Here is a 16096-nt window from a genome sequence, read left to right on the forward strand (position 1 = left end):
CGTTGCCGAGGGTTTAGAAGGAATCCACCCCGGCACCTCTGCTGCCCAGCTACTCTCGACTCCGGCGTCACTTTGTTACGGAACCGAATCCGAGGGAGTTGGCGAAGAAAATGACGGTCTCGTCCGAATTGTCCAGTAACGCGTGGGCGGAGAGCTTGCCGGAGCCGCTGCGAGGAGAACTCGCAACGCTCGAGTCGGCCTATTTCCGCCACGTCGATGCCGGCGATGTGGACTGCGCGATCACCGGAAGTTCGGCGCTGGTATTTCGAAGGCACCTCGAACTGGGCTTGCAACGGCCGCCGGGTGCCGCTCGGGTACGGGTCTACCACCCCGACGACGGCAGCGGGCTCGGGGCCGCGGTGCAGCTGGTCACCGACGATATGCGACTGCTGGTCGAATCGGTGGCCTCGGCGCTGACCCGTATCGGCGTCACCGTCAGCGAGGTGATCCACCCGATTTTCGAGGTGCTGCGCGACGACGACGGCCGGTTGCATTCGGCCGCTCCGCACGAGGTGGACAGCAACGGCGTCACCGGACTGCGGGAATCGTGGATTCACGTTCAACTTCACCCCTCGACCAGCCGCGACGTTCTCGAGCGCATCGAGACCGAGATTCCCGACGTCCTCGCCGACGTCCGCCAGGTCATCAGCGATACCGAAGCCATGCGAGCGGTTCAGGATCGCTTGGCGCGTGAACTCACCCGCACGGCGGATGCCGGGACCGCGCCGTATTCGGCCACCGATCTCGTCGACTGCGCGAATCTGCTGCGCTGGATGGGCGACGGCCACTTCACCGTGCTCGGGTACGCCCGGTTCCAGCGTGATCCCGCGGCATCGGCCGAGTCGAAATCCGTTGTGGTGCCGGAGAGTTGCCTGGGCGTACTGCGGCCCGACGTCGGTACCGACTTCCGTGTGCCGGTCGACCGCGGCAATCGCCCGCTGCTGATGTTGACCCAGGGCCTCGTCCCCGCCACCGTGCACCGTTCGGTGTATCCGTATTTCGTCGGGGTCGCCGAATCCGACGCGGCGGGGGCCGTGGTCGGCGAACATCTGTTCATCGGCGTCTTCACCGTGGCAGCGCTGCACCAGAACGTGCTCGACATCCCGGTGATCGCGCGTCGCGTGCGCTCGGTGATCGAGCAGTCCGGCTTCGACCTGGATTCGTTCTCCGGTCAGGCCATGCTCGAGGTGATCCAGTCCTTCCCGCGTACCGAGTTGTTCTCCTCGGACGTCGACACGATGCGGCGCACCGCCAGCGCGGTCCTCAACGTGGGGATGCGGCGCCAGGTCCGCCTGTTCCTGCGACGCGACTCCTATGGTCGGTTCGTGGCCGCCATGGTGTATCTGCCTCGCGACCGCTACACCACCCGGGTTCGCCTCGAAATCCAAGACATCCTCGTGCGCGAACTCGGCGGCGTATCGATCGACTATTCGGCGCGAGTATCCGAAAGCGAGCTCGCCAGTGTCTATTTCACCGTGTACCTGCCCGAGCCCGGCACCAAGGTGGATACCTCCGAAGGCAACCGGCTGCGGATACAGAACCTGCTCGCCGAGGCCAGCCGGACGTGGGACGACTATCTCCGCGATGAGGTGGCTCGCTCCACCGTGCTGGATCCCGCTGTGGTTCAGCGGTATTCGGCCGCGCTGCCCGACGGTTACAAAGAAGATTTCGGACCCGCCCGCGCGCTGGCCGATATCGTGCGCCTGGAGCGTCTCGGCGGGAGCGCCATCGATCAGCATCTGTACCGCCGTGCGGGCGCCGAACCCGGGTCGTGGCGGTTCACGCTGTATGTGAGCGGCGGCATTTCGCTGAGCCAGGTGCTGCCGCTGCTGCAGAGCCTCGGTGTCGAGGTCGTGGACGAACGGCCGTACGAGGTCGAATTCGACGACGGCCGGGTGGCCTGGATCTACGATTTCGGCCTGCAGGCCCGCCCTGATCTGCTGCGAATGGCCCTGGATCGCAATATGGACGCGGAGCTGGTCGAAACCGCCGACCGGCTCGAAGTGCTCGATGCGCAGGAACGGGGTCTGCGTGAGCGCTTCACCGAGGCCTTCGACGCGTTGTGGCACGGCCGGGCCGAAGCGGATCCGCTGAACGAGCTGGTGCTGCGCGCGGGGCTGCCCTGGCGATCGGTGTCGGTCCTGCGGGCCTATTCGAAGTACCTGCAGCAGGCCGATTTTCCGTACAGCCAGGCGAATATCGCCCGCGTCCTGCTCGCCTCACCGGAGGTGGCCCGGCTGTTCGTCGAACTGTTCGAGGCCATGTTCGATCCGGATTCGACCTCGGCCGAGCGCGCCGACGAATTGCGGGACGCGGTGCGGGAGTGCGTCAACGAGGTCGTGAGCCTGGATGCCGACCGCATTCTGCGGGCCATCCTCGGTGTCGTCACGGCCACCCTGCGTACCAACTACTACATCGTCGACGCCGACGGCGCCCCGCGTGACTATCTGTCGGTGAAGGTCGAGCCGCACGCGATAGCGGAGTTGCCGAAACCCCGGCCGCAGTTCGAGATCTTCGTCTATTCGCCGCGGGTCGAGGGTGTGCATCTGCGGTTCGGCCCGGTGGCGCGTGGTGGTCTGCGCTGGTCGGATCGGCTGGAGGATTTCCGGACCGAGATCCTGGGCCTGGTGAAGGCGCAGGCGGTGAAGAACGCGGTGATCGTGCCGGTCGGCGCGAAGGGCGGATTCGTGGTCAAACGCCCCCCGGCGCCCACCGGTGACCCGTCGACCGATCGGCAGGAACTGCAGGCCGAGGGCATCGCCTGCTATCGCACCTTCATCTCCGGGTTACTGGATGTGACCGACAACGTCGATCACACCAGCGGTGCGGTGGTACCGCCGCAGCGAGTCGTCCGTCGCGACGGTGACGACACCTATCTGGTGGTCGCGGCCGACAAGGGGACGGCCACGTTCTCCGATATCGCGAACGGCGTCGCGAAGGATTACGGGTTCTGGTTGGGTGATGCGTTCGCGTCGGGTGGTTCCGCGGGGTATGACCACAAGGCGATGGGGATTACGGCGAAGGGCGCGTGGGAGAGTGTGAAGCGTCATTTCGCGGAGATGAATATCGATACTCAGCGCCAGGAGTTTTCGGTGGTGGGTGTGGGTGATATGTCGGGGGATGTGTTCGGTAACGGGATGTTGTTGTCGGAGCATATTCGGTTGGTGGCGGCGTTCGATCATCGGCATATTTTCATCGATCCGGATCCGGTGGCGGGGTCGTCGTTCGCGGAGCGGCAGCGTTTGTTCGGGTTGGCGCGGTCGTCGTGGGCTGATTACGACACGTCGTTGATCAGCGCGGGCGGCGGGGTGTGGGACCGCACGGTGAAGGCCATTCCGGTCAGTCCGCAGATCCGGCAGGCCCTCGGGCTCGACGACGACGTGGTGTCGCTGTCGCCGCCGGAAATGATTCGTGCCATTCTGCTGGCGCCCGTGCAATTGCTGTGGAACGGCGGTATCGGTACTTATATCAAGGCCAGTACCGAGTCACATGCCGATGTCGGCGACAAAACCAACGACGCGGTGCGGGTGGACGCCGGCGATCTCCGGGTCCGGGTCATCGGTGAGGGTGGCAATCTCGGCGTCACGGCCTTGGGCCGGATCGAGTTCTGCAAGCTCGGTGGCAAATGCAATACCGACGCGCTGGACAATTCGGCCGGTGTCGACTGCTCCGACCACGAGGTCAACATCAAGGTGCTGCTCGACGGGGTCGTGTCCGCTGGTGAGCTGCCGGTCGAGGAGCGCAACCCGCTGCTGGCTTCGATGACCGACGACGTATCGGCAATGGTGTTGCAGGACAACGTATCCCAGAACTTTCTGATGGGCATGTCGCGCACCGAGGCGCCGCGCATGCTCAACGTGCACACCCGGGTGATCGCCGATCTGGAGGCCCGCCGTGGACTGGATCGGGAACTGGAGGCGCTGCCCTCGGCCAAGGAATTGGCCCACCGGGCCGAGGCCGGAGCCGGTCTCACCTCTCCGGAACTGGCGAACCTGCTCGCTCACGTGAAGCTGTCGCTGAAGTCGGATCTGCTCGACAGCGATCTGCCCGACAGTGCGTACTTCGCCGCGCGGCTGCCCAAGTACTTTCCCGCGGCGTTGCGTTCGCGCTTCGGCGGAGAGATCAAACGGCATCGGCTGCGCCGGGAGATCGTCACCACGATGGTGATCAACGAGATGGTCGACCTCGGCGGCATCACCTACGCCCATCGGCTCAACGAGGAGATCGGCGCGAGCGCCACCGATGTGGCGCGTGCCTTCGCCGCCACGAGCCAGATCTTCGACCTGCATTCGCTGTGGGAGCGCATTCGCGCGGCCGATGTCACCACCGCGGTGAAGGACGAATTGGAGCTGGAGACCAAGCGGACCCTCGATCGTGCCTCCCGGTGGCTGCTGAGCAACCGCCCGCAGCCGGTGGCGGTCGGTGCGGAGATCCACCGCTATAGCGGACCGGTGCGTGAACTCGCCCCCAAGGTGCCGGGCTGGCTGCGCGGCCACCACCTCGACACGCTGTCCGAGGCCTCCGCGCAGATCGTGTCCCGCGGGGTGCCCGAGGAACTCGCCACCGAGGTGTTCGGGCTCCTCAACCTGTTCCCGCTGCTGGACGTCGTCGATATCGCCGACATCACCGATCGCAGCGGTGAAGAGGTCGGTGCGCTGTACTACGCGCTCAACGAGCATCTCAAGATCGACTGGCTGCTCCAGGCGGTCAGTCATCTCGAGCGCGGCGACCGCTGGCACTCCCTGGCCAGGCTGGCACTGCGCGACGATATGTACGGCTCGTTGCGGTCGCTGACCCTCGATGTCCTGTCCGCCGGTGATCCCGAGGAGACCGCGGAGGAGAAGATCGCGTACTGGGAATCGAAGAACCAATCCCGGCTGGGTCGTGCTCGTGCGGCGCTGTCGGAGCTGTTCACTTCCGGGGCCCACGATCTGGCGACCCTGTCGGTGGCGGCCCGCCAGGTCCGCAGCATGGTCAGTGGTGTCGGAGCCCAGTCGGAGGTGCCGCGCTGAGATGCGTTTGCGGTCGGACACTGCATACTGGGTAGCCGGAGCGGTCCCGGCGGCGTAGCCGGGGATACGCTTCGAGCTTGCTCGCCGCCCGCGTCGGCCGCACGGCCGCGCGTGGGCGGTATTCCGATCGGAGGTGTACAGCGTGACCAATGTCGGCTCGGTGAACGGGGCCTCGATGGCCGGAGGCGTCGCCGTCCTGCCCAAACGTTTTCACGCGAAGGTCGATGTCCGGTGGTCGGATATGGATGTGTTCCAGCACATCAACCATGCGCGCATGGTGACCCTGCTGGAAGAGGCCCGCATTCCGTGGCTGTTCGAGGACGGACGTCCCACCGCCGGTCTGCGGGCCGGTTGTGTCCTCGCCGATCTGCACGTCCGGTACCGCGGTCAGCTCCGGCACGAGGACACACCGCTGGATGTGGCGATGTGGATCGAACAGTTGCGCGCGGTCGATTTCACGATCGGCTACGAGGTCCGGGCCAACGGTGCGGCGCTGGACTCGCCGCCCGCCGTGGTCGCCAGTACCCAGATCGCCGCATTCGATATCGATACCCAGCGGCTGCGGCGGTTGACCGGCGAGGAACGTGATTATCTGAGCATCTGGCGGGCCGACTAGCGCCGGCATTCCGACTCACGACAACGGTTCGATGCTGCGTATAACCGATCCCGCCGAGCGGGAGAACCTCGCCACTTTCCTCGCCCACGCGGTCCGGCTCGATCCGGCCGCGGTCATCCGCCTGCACCGGCGCGGGGACCGCTACGTCACCGCCTGGGCGGCCACCGGATTCGAGGTGCTGGCCGCCCGCACGGTGGTCGGTGATCTCGAGGTCGCCGATGTCACCGTCGCCGGTGATGCGGCACTGGCCGGATTGAACGGTCCCGGCCCCGACGGGCATATCGATATCGGATATTCGATGGACTCCGCCTGGCGGACCGCCCTGCCACCCGCGACCGGTTTCACCCATATCGACGATGTGCCCGCGCGCAGTCTGGTCGAGCTCGCCGAACGTGGGGCCCGAGTAGCCGCCGAGCACAGCGGCGGGCACGGTCCGCCGGCGTCGCTACTGGAGCAGACGGTACTGACCGTGACCGGCGGTGAGGAACGGGTCGAGGTACCGATGCGCGTCGTGTTCGCGCTCACCGCAATGGATTTCATCCCGCATTCCGGGCGGGAGGCCGACTCCGGCCGGATCGCCCCCGGTGAGACCGTACGGGTGCGCGCGACCCGCAGCTGGTTGCGCTTGGACGCGCGTTACGGTTCGGTCGCCCGGCGTCGTAGCGGACCACTGCTCGCCGGCTGACCGGGCTCACTCAGCGTTCGCCACAACGGTTTTCCACCACGCCACGGTTCCCGCCGCCACCTCGTCGCGGGGCGTGGGCGCGAGATCGAGCAGCTTTTCGCTGCGGCTCGAGTCGAGGACGAACGGGCGCTCGAACTGGTAGTTCATCTCCGCCAGCTCGCGCATCAGTGGGCTGACCACCCCGGCCGTGCGCAGCGTCCACCCCGGCAGCGCAACAACTTTCGGGGTCCGGACCTGGGCGGCGGCGGCCAGTTCGGCTACCAGTTCACGCATCGACACCGCGGGTGCGGTGGGAGCGTGCAGGAAGCTGTTCCACAGGGTGCGGTCCGCCGCGGCCCGGATCATGGCCGCCGCGAGATCGGGCATATAGGTGAACGAGTGCGGCAGGTCCGCATTGCCGAAGACCTGAACGATCTTGCCCGCCAGGATATTCGGGACCATTCGTTCACCGGCGTGCGCATTCCGGGCATGCGGCCCGATGAAGTCGGAGGCGGCCACGCTGACCGTCGGTGTCGGTGAGGCCTCGCGGGCGCGCAGCAGTTCCACCCGCACCGCGGGTTTGCCGAAAGCGGCGGTGCGAGGCATATCTTCGGTCATCGGGAGGTCGACGGGGCCGTAGGCATACAGACTCTCGGGGAACACTACGACGGCGCCCGCGCGGCCGGCGACATCCAGGATCGTCTGTTCGGCACCCGGCAGCTCGGCCCGCCAGATCCGTGCCGAGTACTGCGACCCGTGGATGCAGTGGTAGACCGCCACGGCGCCGTCGACCGCGTCGGCGAGCCGATCGCGGTCGTTGACATCGACCGCGCGCCGCTCGATGAGCGGATGGACCGGCCCGCTGCCCGATCGGGTGAGAATCCGGACAGCGGCTCCGGCCGCGGCCAGTTGTTCGGCGACGGTGGTGCCGACCGGCCCGGCTCCGGTGACGACATGCAGATCCGACATTGCGTGCTCCAATCACTTTCGTGAGCATTGCTCTCGATGTTGAGCACAAGTGTGCATCACGGACGCGCACAGCGCAAGAGCGGTGCTCACGTTTGTGACTTACGCACACGAACTACCGGGTCAGGCGGCACCTTCGCCCAGGTACTGCAGCCATACCGGATCGAGATCCGAGGTGGTCGAGAGCAGTCGCCAGTGCGGCCCCTTCGGTGAGACGAGTGGTTGCCCCAGGGTCCACCCCAGTTCGCTGAGGAGCTTGTCGGCCTTGCGGTGATTGCACGGGGCGCAGGAGGCGACGCAGTTCTCCCACGAATGCGCGCCCCCGCGGCTGCGCGGAATCACGTGGTCGATGGTTTCGGCTTTCCCGCCGCAGTAGGCGCAGCGATATCGGTCGCGGTGCATGAGTGCCGCGCGCGTCATCGGGACCCGGGCCCGGTAGGGCACCCGGACGTAGTTGCGCAGTCGGATCACCGACGGCAATGCGACCGAGGCGCCCGCGCTGTGGACGACGGGACCCTCCGGATTGTGATGCACGGTATCGGCCTTGTCGCAGACCAGCAGCACGATGGCGCGGCGCGCGGGCAGCGCCGTGAGCGGTTCGTATGTGGCGTTCAGCAGCAACACCCGGCTCTTGGCCCAGGTGGCGACGACGGAATCGGAACGGTGGGTGATCGCACTCGGGGACGAAAGCCCCGGAGAGTCCGGTGAATGTTCCGGAGGAGGGGACGGATGTCCCGGAGAGGAATAAGCGGAGAGGATATGCAGCGGAGTAGCCCCCGACCCACGATTGTGGACATCGGCGGGCTGGAGTTGTCGGTGCGCTCTCGCCTCGTGTGACCGGGCGCCGTGCCGCTGCTTCATTGAGGGACCCCGAATTCTGCTAGGTCGGTTCGTGTGCTGGTCGGCAGACACTGTCACCCAGTTGACCACGGAACGTGCCCGTGTGCACAGTGATTTCGGTGCCGAAATCGTCGCGGGTTCACATATCGCCGGTGGTCGACGGGGTGCGGGTCGGCATGCGGGGTGTTCGATGCTGGTGTCCGGGTGATTATCGGCGACCTCCGCGTCGCCGGGGCGACCCGGTGCTGAACGTCGGGTGATACGTCGATGTCGACTTCTCGGCGTCGCCACCGGTGGGCCTGCGGTGCGGGGCCGGGCACAATGGTGGCGGATACCGGGCAGGCGAGCAGATCGAGAGGGTCGATGACTTCGGGCGAACAGACGGCGACATCGTTCTATGAGGCGGTCGGCGGTGCGGACACGTTCCGGCGGATCGTGGCGGCGTTCTACCGCGAGGTCGCTGCCGACGAGATCTTGCGGCCGATGTACCCCGAAAAGGATCTCGGTCCCGCGGAACGCCGGCTGCGCATGTTCCTCGAGCAGTACTGGGGCGGCCCCCGGACCTATTCGGATGAGCGCGGACATCCCCGGCTGCGGATGCGGCACATGCCCTTCAGTATCGGCCCGATCGAACGGGATGCGTGGTTGCGCTGCATGCGCATCGCGGTTGCCGAAATCGAGCCGGAGATTCTCGATGACGAACATCGCCGTGCGCTGCTCGATTACCTGGAGATGGCGGCGAATTCGCTGATCAATTCCCCGCTGTGAGATGAGCGGCGGCACGTCCGCCCCGGCGACGAGGGGCCCCGGCTCCCGTCGGCGGCTGCTGTGCAGTTGCTCATTTGTGCCAATGCGACGCGCCCGCTCGGCTGGAGGTCGTGGATTTTGGCACTATGGGCGACTGTGACAGCGTCATCGGCCGGGGGACAGGCTGAGCCCGACGCGGCGGGGGCCGCAGGACTCGACCGCGCAGCGACGCCGCCATGGTGGCGATCGGCGGTGTTCTACCAGATCTACCCGAGGTCGTTCGCCGACTCCTCGGGCGACGGTATCGGTGATCTCGGCGGAGTCCGGGACCGGCTCGGCTATCTGGAACTGCTGGGTATCGATGCCCTGTGGATCTGCCCGGTGATGCGGTCACCGATGGCCGACGGCGGCTACGACGTCAGCGATCCCCGCGATATCGACCCCCTGTTCGGCGATCTGGACACGCTGGATCAGGTGATCGCGGAGGCGCACGATCGCGGTATCCGGGTGACGATGGATCTGGTCCCCAACCACACCAGCGATCGCCATCCCTGGTTCGCCGCCGCACTGGCCGGGGCGCCGGGTGGTTCCGCGCGGGCTCGCTACATATTCCGTGACGGCCGGGGCCCGGACGGCGAACTGCCGCCCAACAATTGGCCCAGTATCTTCGGCGGTCCGGCCTGGACCCGGATCGTCGAACCCGACGGCTCGCCCGGTCAGTGGTATCTGCATCTGTTCGCTCCCGAACAGCCGGATCTCAACTGGGACAATCCCGAGGTCGTCGCCGATTTCGAGCAGACCATGCGTTTCTGGCTCGATCGTGGGATCGACGGTTTTCGCATCGACGTGGCCCACGGAATGGCCAAGCCGCCGGGGTTGCCCGATATGGATGCCGCGACGGCGGCGACGAAACTGCTCGTCCACGACGACACCGATCCGCGGTTCAACAATCCGGGTGTGCACGACATCCATCGCCGCCTGCGCAAGGTGCTCGACGAATATCCCGACGCGGTCTCCATCGGCGAGGTCTGGATCGACGACAATGCCCGCTTCGGTGAATACGTGCGGCCGGACGAACTCCATCTGGCCTTCAACTTCCGGCTCGCCGAGACACCGTTCGATGCGGTGAAAATTCGCGCGGCGGTGGAGAATTCGCTGGAGTCGGTGGTCCGCGTCGGTGCCGTGCCGACCTGGACGCTGTCCAATCACGACATCGAACGAGAGGTGACCCGCTACGGCGGCGGTGAGCGTGGTGTCGCGCGGGCGCGGGCGATGATGCTGGTGGAGCTCGCGCTGCCGGGCGCGATCTTCGTCTACAACGGCGCCGAGCTGGGACTGCCGAATGTCGACGATCTGCCCGAGGACGCGCTGCAGGATCCGGTCTGGGAGCGATCCGGCCACACCGAGCGGGGGCGTGACGGCTGTCGGGTCCCGATGCCGTGGGAAGGTCACCGTCCGCCCTTCGGATTCACCGCCGGGGCCGGTTCGTGGCTGCCCATTCCGGCGGCCTGGGCCGACCGGACCGTGGAGGCGCAGCTCGAACGCCTCGACTCGACACTGTCGTTGTATCGAACCGCACTCGAATTGCGCAGCACGCGAGGCGAATTCGACGGTGACACGATCGACTGGTACGGCGGTCCCGAGAAGTGTCTGGCGTTCCGCCGACCCGGCGGGCTGATCTGTGTGCTCAACACCTCGCCGACGCCGATCGCACTGCCGCCGGGCACCCTGCTGCTGGCGAGCGCGCCGCTGGACGGCTCGCTGCTCGTACCCGGTGCCGCGGCCTGGTTGGTGTGACACGAGTGGCTCGGCGCCGACCCGCGAACGGCGATCGTCTACCGTTGATCCGTGAGCATTCTCGAAACAGTGCTGATCTTTCTCGGCATCCCGCTGGTGATCTACGCGGTGATCGCCGGATTGTCGTTCCTCGGCAAACCGCTGCCCGGTGAGAAGCCGGTCCACTACGACCTCGGGAACAAGTGGACCGCGGCGCCGGTGCTGTGGAGTGCGACCGATGAGGTGACCGTCTACGGCCATCACATCGGTGACGAGTCGCATGGACACCATGCGGCCATCGAATCCACCGGGGCAGATCTGATCGGAGGCCGGGCAAGTGGCAAGTTCTAGTTGGCCCGCGGTGGACCCGTCCACCCTGCCGCACGGCTACGCCGTGACACCCAGCGGCCGCGTATCCGGCGTGCACGAGGCCGGTGACGTGTTCAAGGAGGCGCCGTTCAACGACCGTGAACGGTTGCTGATGGACAACACGCTGACCGAGGCGACTCGCAGCACCAAGGTCCGGTTCAACGTCTATATCGGCGATCTGGGCGCGGATGCCGCGGTCGGCGCCGATGCGGTGTTCCCGACCACCCCCGAGGCCGCGCGTTCGGTGCTCATCGCCGTTTCGCCCAACGACCATGCGGTCGAGGTTCGCTCCGGTCGCGATGTCGCCGACCGCGTCAACGATCGGATCTGCCAGCTCGGCGTCACCGCCGCGCTGTCCTCGCTGCGCCAGGGACAGCTCATCGACGGCCTCGTATCGGCGGTCCGCGTGATGGCGTCCGCGATCGGCCGTCCGAGCTGACACTCACGCACTGATCGGCACGCTCGCGCCGGTTCACATCAGGGCCGCGCACCCCTTTCCGGAGATCTCCGGAAAGGGGTGCGGCTGTCTGCGGGACCGGATTCCACCGGGCGAAATACGCTGTGAGCGTAAGCGGATCACCGGTCGGTCCACCGACCGTAGGCTCACCTCATGGCCGAGTATCCGAGACTGCATTCGCTGCCGGGCGGACGGGACGGTGCCTCGGCGTCCCACGACAGCGCCGAGGCGCGGCCGCGGGCGGACTTCGTGCGCAGCGTTCCGGCGCCCCCGCGACGCTCCGCCCGGACATCCGCGGAACCGCTGTGGCGCGAGGTACTCGGTGAGCGGCTGCGCGAACTGCGCCGAGACCAGGGCGAGACGCTGTCGGAGACGGCGGGTCGGGCCGGAATCTCTCCGCAGTACCTGTCCGAGATCGAACGCGGGCGCAAGGAACCCTCCAGCGAGATGATCGCCGCACTGGCCGGTGCGCTCGGCACCACGCTCGGCGAATTGACCACCGAGATCGCCGGAACCCTGCGGCGGGTGTCCCGGCCGGTGCCCGTCGGTCCGCTGGTCGGCCGGCCGCCGGTGAATCCGACGATGCTGGCTCGCGCCGCCTGAGCGGACTCCCGAACTCGCCGGATCGGCCTCAGTCCCGGGCGCCCAGAACTCGGTCGGCCAGTCCGTAATCGACCGCCGTCCGCGCGGTGAAGACCCGGTCCCGATCGGTGTCGTGGCGCAGTGTCGCCACTTCTTGGCCCGTGTGCCGGGACAGGATCGTCTCGATCTCGGCCCGCATGCGCACGAGTTCGTCGGCCTGCAGGATCAGATCGGGGATCGCGCCTTGGCCGCGGGTCGCCGGTTGATGCAGGACCGCGCGGGCGTGCGGCAGCATCGAGCGCCGATCGGTCGCGCCACCGGCCAGCAGCACCGCACCGACCGCGATGGCCTGGCCGACACATGTGGTCGCCACAGGCGAGGAAATGTGCTGCATGGTGTCGTAGATCGCCAGCATCGCCGACAGATCGCCGCCCTCGCAGTTGATGTACAGATTGATCTCCTGCCCCGGACTGTCGGCGTCCAGGTGCAGCAGCTGCGCGATGAGGGCATTCGCCACACCGGAATCGATCGGTGTGCCCAGGTAGACGATCCGCTCGGTCAGCAGGTGGGAGTAGACGTCCATGATCCGCTCGCCGCGTGGATGCTGAGCGATGACATTGGGGATGGTGTAGCTGGTCATGACTGTCCTTCCCGCCTCAGCCCGAGATCCCGACGCGATGACGCTGCGGAATCACTTGATCGAAGGAATCGACGATGTGGTCGATGAAGCCGTACTCCCGGGCCTCGGTCGCGGTGAACCAGCGGTCGTGCAGCGAGTCCTCGTAGATTCGGTCGAACGGCTGGCCGGTGTCCTCGGCGATCAGGCCGAGCACCGTATTGACGGTGTGGCGCAGATCGTCGGCCTGCACCTCCACCTCGCCCGCGCTGCCGCCGATTCCCGCCGACCCCTGATGCATGAGGATGCGGGCATGAGGCAGCGCGTACCGGCGCCCCTTCGTCCCGGCCGACAGGAGGAACTGACCCGCACTGCACGCCAATCCGAGTGCCAGAGTGGACACCCGGCACGGCACCAACCTCATCACATCGCGGATCGCGAGCATCGACGGCACCGACCCGCCGGGAGAGTGGATCCACAGCGAGATATCGCCGTCAGGATCCTCCGCGGCCAGGGTCAGCACCTGGGTCATGAGCAGGGTGCCGTTGTCGTCGTCGAGCCCTCCGTCGAGCACGAGAACCCTTCGCGCGAGCAACTGTTCGCGGGTGCGCCAACTGAACAGGGGAGTCTTTTCGTCGTGAGCCATGCCCCCAACGTGCCCCATCCGGAGCTGCCGCGGCGCTGACGCTGCTGTGAGCAGATCTGCTGACAGCAGCGGCGTACCGGCCGGTGGTGGTCCTGGCCACCACCGGCCCGCCGAACTCAGGCGATGTCGGCGGCGCGTGCCCGCAGCGACCGTTCGATACCGGCCTTGCCTTCGATCACCAAGCGGCGCAATGCCGGCGGGTGCTCGCCGGTGAGGAATTTGTCGGCCACCGCCACCGCTTCCGTGCTGATCGCCCAGTGCGGGTAGAGGCCGATCACGACGGTCTGGGCGACCTCGCTGGAGCGTCGTTCCCAGACCGAGGCGATCTCGTCGAAATAGCGCTGGACATACGGCGACAGCAGTTCGCCCTGACCGACCGGCGCGAACCCGCCGACGATCGCGCGGGCGGTGATATTCGGTACCGAATCGTCCTCCATCACTGTCCGCCAGGCTTTTTCCTTGACCTCGGCCTGCGGGCGCGCGGTGGCGGCAGCGGCAGCCTGTCGCCGACCGGCGGCAGTGGGGTCGCGATCGAGTTCCGCATCGACCACCGGGGTCTCGGCGCTTTCGGCGTCGAGCTGTCCCGCCGCCGCGAGCGCTTGGACGATCCGCCAGCGCAGGTCGGTGTCGACCGCGAGCCCGGGCAGCTGGGCCGCGGCCGGATCGGAATCCAGCAGCAGCGTGCCGAGAACCTCGCTGTGCCAGGAGGACAGCCGTGCGGCGGTCAGCGCGTTCACGAACGCCAGCTGGTGATCCGAACCCGGTTCGGCGGCCCGGGCGAGTTCCAGCAAACGGTCCGCGAAGGCCGGCCAGCCGGTCTGATCGGCCCACTCGGGATCGGCGTAGCTCGCCAGCGCGGTGTGCGCCTGCATCAGGAGGCGTTGCACCACACCGATTTCGGTCTCGGCGCCGATGCCGCTCTGCACCAGCGCCACGAAATCCCGGGCCCGCATCTCGGCCTGTCGCGTCATTTCCCAGGCGGCCGACCAGCACAGCGTCCGGGGCAGGGATTCGGCGATGTCGGCGATGCGAGCCACCACCGTGTCGAGCGACCGCGGATCCAGCCGCAGCGAGCAGTAGGTGAGGTCGTCGTCGTTGACCAGTACCAGTTGCCCGCGCTCCACACCGACCAGTTCGGCGACCTCGGTGCGTTCGGCCGCGTCGAGATCGAGCTCGACGCGCTTGGTACGCACCAGCTTTCCGTCACGGTCGTCGTAGACGCCGATCGCCAGGCGGTGCACGCGGTGCTCACCGGCGCCGGGTTCGGCGCCGCCCTGCACTACCGCGAACCGGGTGAACGTGCCGTCGGCACCGACCTCGAAGTCGGGGCGCAGCGTATTCAGGCCGGTGGTCTTGAGCCATTGCGCACCCCAGCTGGAAAGGTCACGCCCGGAGGACTTCTCGAGCGCGCCGACCAGATCGTCGAAGGTCGCATTGCCGAAGGCGTGGGCGGCGAAATAGTCGCGCAGTCCGGCCAGGAACGGCTCCAGCCCGACATAGGCCACCAGCTGCTTCAATACCGAGGCGCCCTTGGCGTAGGTGATGCCGTCGAAATTCACCTCGACCGCTGCCAGATCCGGAATGTCGGCGGCGATGGGGTGCGTCGAGGGCAGTTGATCCTGCCGGTAGGCCCAGGATTTCTCCACATTCGCGAAAGTCGTCCAGGCAGCGGTGTATTCGGTGGCCTCCGCCTGGCACAGCACCGAGGCGAAGGTGGCGAACGACTCGTTCAGCCACAGGTCGTCCCACCACTTCATGGTCACCAGATCGCCGAACCACATGTGCGCCATCTCGTGCAGCACGGTTTCCGCGCGTCGCTCGTAGGATGCGCGAGTGACCTTGGAGCGGAAGACGTAATCCTCGAGGAAGGTCACCGCGCCGGCGTTCTCCATGGCGCCGGCGTTGAATTCGGGAACGAAGAGCTGATCGTATTTGCCGAATACGTAGGGAATGCCGAAATTCCGGTGATAGAACGCGAAGCCCTGCTTGGTCTCGGTGAAAAGCCTTTCGGCGTCCATGAATTCGGCCAGCGAGGCCCGGCAGTAGATGCCGAGCGGAATGGTCGACTGGTCGTCGGTGTAGACGTCGATCCATTTCGCGTACGGGCCGGCTATGAGCGCGACCAGATAGGTGCTCATGCGCGGTGTGGTGGCGAAGGTGTGCTCGACGCTCTCGCCGATGGTGCGGGTGGCGGTGGCGGCGCCGTTGGAGATGACCTCCCAGTCGGCCGGGGCGGTGACGGTGATGTCGTAGGTCGCCTTGAGATCCGGCTGATCGAAACACGCGAACATCCGCTTGGCGTCGGCGGTTTCGAACTGCGAGTACAGATACACCTTGTCGTCGGTCGGATCGACGAAACGGTGCAGGCCCTCACCGGTGTGGGAATACACGCAGTCCGCTTCGACCACCAGGACGTTGTTCTCGGCGAGATCGGTCAGGGTGAGGCCCCGCGACTCGTCGTAGCCCGAGACGTCGAGTTCGGTGCCGTTGAGAACGGCCGAACGCACACCTGCCGCGACGATATCGACGAAGGTCTCCGCACCCGGCGTGGCCGTGAAGCCGACGGTGGAGCGGGAGAAGAACGTTTCGCCCGCGGCGGCCGCGGGGTCGGTCGGCTGCCCGGTGAGATCGAGTTCGACGCGATAGTTCTCCACGCTGATCGTCGCGGCCCGCGCGATGGCCTGCTCGCGGGTGAGGTTCGGTGCAGACAAGGAGACTCCTTCGCTCGAGCCGGTCGGTGGAGCACGCTGCGGACGCAACGCTGGCGGTGCCCAGAATGCCACGTTCGCGGCCCGCCGTCCGGGG

General features: G+C 66.8%; 13 protein-coding genes. 8 read left to right on the plus strand and 5 right to left on the minus strand.

From position 1 onward, the window contains the following. The first annotated feature begins 110 nt into the window (after window positions 1-110). The 3 genes from LKD76_RS08450 to LKD76_RS08460 all read left to right on the plus strand — a co-directional run bounded on the left by LKD76_RS08450 (window position 111) and on the right by LKD76_RS08460 (window position 6313). Window positions 111-5012, plus strand: coding sequence for an NAD-glutamate dehydrogenase (locus LKD76_RS08450; protein ID WP_227980467.1), 4902 nt, complete (start codon window positions 111-113; stop codon window positions 5010-5012). A gap of 175 nt (window positions 5013-5187) precedes the next feature. After that, window positions 5188-5628 carry an acyl-CoA thioesterase gene (locus tag LKD76_RS08455; RefSeq protein ID WP_227985159.1) on the plus strand — a complete coding sequence of 147 codons (441 nt, stop codon included), beginning with the start codon at window positions 5188-5190 and terminating at the stop codon, window positions 5626-5628. Between the two features lie 31 nt (window positions 5629-5659). Further along, window positions 5660-6313 (plus strand): DUF8185 domain-containing protein, encoded by a 654-nt coding sequence (locus tag LKD76_RS08460; RefSeq protein WP_227980468.1) that lies wholly within the window; start codon window positions 5660-5662, stop codon window positions 6311-6313. A gap of 6 nt (window positions 6314-6319) precedes the next feature. On the opposite strand, the gene LKD76_RS08465 is transcribed toward LKD76_RS08460, so the two are convergent. Together LKD76_RS08465 and LKD76_RS08470 are read right to left on the minus strand one after the other, a co-directional pair. Next, entirely contained in the window at window positions 6320-7261 is a 942-nt protein-coding gene (locus LKD76_RS08465; protein WP_227980469.1) for an NAD-dependent epimerase/dehydratase family protein, read from the minus strand. 120 nt (window positions 7262-7381) lie between these two features. Further along, the gene (locus tag LKD76_RS08470) at window positions 7382-8119 is read right to left on the minus strand and encodes an HNH endonuclease (protein WP_227980470.1); all 738 of its coding nucleotides are present in this window, start codon (window positions 8117-8119) and stop codon (window positions 7382-7384) included. 342 nt (window positions 8120-8461) lie between these two features. Between LKD76_RS08470 and LKD76_RS08475 the strand changes: the two genes are divergently transcribed. The 5 genes from LKD76_RS08475 (at window position 8462) to LKD76_RS08495 (ending at window position 12050) form a co-directional block, all read left to right on the plus strand. Then, on the plus strand, window positions 8462-8866 hold the full coding sequence (locus LKD76_RS08475; RefSeq protein ID WP_227980471.1) for a globin: 405 nt from the start codon (window positions 8462-8464) through the stop codon (window positions 8864-8866). A gap of 231 nt (window positions 8867-9097) precedes the next feature. Beyond that, window positions 9098-10642: a glycoside hydrolase family 13 protein gene (locus tag LKD76_RS08480; RefSeq protein ID WP_227985160.1), complete on the plus strand. Its 1545-nt coding sequence runs from the start codon at window positions 9098-9100 to the stop codon at window positions 10640-10642. 51 nt (window positions 10643-10693) lie between these two features. Next, window positions 10694-10972, plus strand: a complete 279-nt coding sequence (gene ctaJ / locus LKD76_RS08485; RefSeq protein ID WP_227980472.1) for an aa3-type cytochrome oxidase subunit CtaJ — start codon at window positions 10694-10696, stop codon at window positions 10970-10972. After that, entirely contained in the window at window positions 10959-11429 is a 471-nt protein-coding gene (locus tag LKD76_RS08490) for a DUF5130 domain-containing protein (RefSeq protein WP_227980473.1), read from the plus strand. The genes ctaJ and LKD76_RS08490 overlap by 14 nt, the downstream gene beginning before the upstream one ends. A gap of 171 nt (window positions 11430-11600) precedes the next feature. Further along, window positions 11601-12050 carry a helix-turn-helix domain-containing protein gene (locus tag LKD76_RS08495; RefSeq protein ID WP_227980474.1) on the plus strand — a complete coding sequence of 150 codons (450 nt, stop codon included), beginning with the start codon at window positions 11601-11603 and terminating at the stop codon, window positions 12048-12050. Window positions 12051-12078: 28 nt separating this feature from the next. Here LKD76_RS08495 and LKD76_RS08500 read toward each other — a convergent pair whose 3' ends face one another. The 3 genes from LKD76_RS08500 to pepN all read right to left on the minus strand — a co-directional run bounded on the left by LKD76_RS08500 (window position 12079) and on the right by pepN (window position 16002). After that, complete coding sequence (locus tag LKD76_RS08500) at window positions 12079-12669, minus strand: ClpP family protease (RefSeq protein WP_227980475.1); 591 nt, start codon at window positions 12667-12669, stop codon at window positions 12079-12081. Between the two features lie 16 nt (window positions 12670-12685). Further along, the gene (locus tag LKD76_RS08505; protein ID WP_227980476.1) at window positions 12686-13291 is read right to left on the minus strand and encodes a ClpP family protease; all 606 of its coding nucleotides are present in this window, start codon (window positions 13289-13291) and stop codon (window positions 12686-12688) included. Window positions 13292-13407: 116 nt separating this feature from the next. Continuing rightward, window positions 13408-16002 (minus strand): aminopeptidase N, encoded by a 2595-nt coding sequence (pepN, locus tag LKD76_RS08510; RefSeq protein WP_227980477.1) that lies wholly within the window; start codon window positions 16000-16002, stop codon window positions 13408-13410. Window positions 16003-16096 lie beyond the last annotated feature (94 nt).

It is taken from the genome of Nocardia spumae, from assembly GCF_020733635.1.
Lineage (GTDB): Bacteria > Actinomycetota > Actinomycetes > Mycobacteriales > Mycobacteriaceae > Nocardia > Nocardia spumae.

What these genes read in the sequence shown, in the direction of transcription:
- LKD76_RS08450 (WP_227980467.1), top strand. Translation starts at nt 111, where the DNA reads ATGACGGTCTCGTCCGAATTGTCCAGTAACGCGTGGGCGGAGAGCTTG.
- LKD76_RS08505 (WP_227980476.1), bottom strand. Translation starts at nt 13,291, where the DNA reads ATGGCTCACGACGAAAAGACTCCCCTGTTCAGTTGGCGCACCCGCGAA.
- LKD76_RS08455 (WP_227985159.1), top strand. Translation starts at nt 5,188, where the DNA reads ATGGCCGGAGGCGTCGCCGTCCTGCCCAAACGTTTTCACGCGAAGGTC.
- LKD76_RS08495 (WP_227980474.1), top strand. Translation starts at nt 11,601, where the DNA reads ATGGCCGAGTATCCGAGACTGCATTCGCTGCCGGGCGGACGGGACGGT.
- LKD76_RS08460 (WP_227980468.1), top strand. Translation starts at nt 5,660, where the DNA reads ATGCTGCGTATAACCGATCCCGCCGAGCGGGAGAACCTCGCCACTTTC.
- LKD76_RS08475 (WP_227980471.1), top strand. Translation starts at nt 8,462, where the DNA reads ATGACTTCGGGCGAACAGACGGCGACATCGTTCTATGAGGCGGTCGGC.
- LKD76_RS08470 (WP_227980470.1), bottom strand. Translation starts at nt 8,119, where the DNA reads ATGAAGCAGCGGCACGGCGCCCGGTCACACGAGGCGAGAGCGCACCGA.
- LKD76_RS08500 (WP_227980475.1), bottom strand. Translation starts at nt 12,669, where the DNA reads ATGACCAGCTACACCATCCCCAATGTCATCGCTCAGCATCCACGCGGC.
- LKD76_RS08465 (WP_227980469.1), bottom strand. Translation starts at nt 7,261, where the DNA reads ATGTCGGATCTGCATGTCGTCACCGGAGCCGGGCCGGTCGGCACCACC.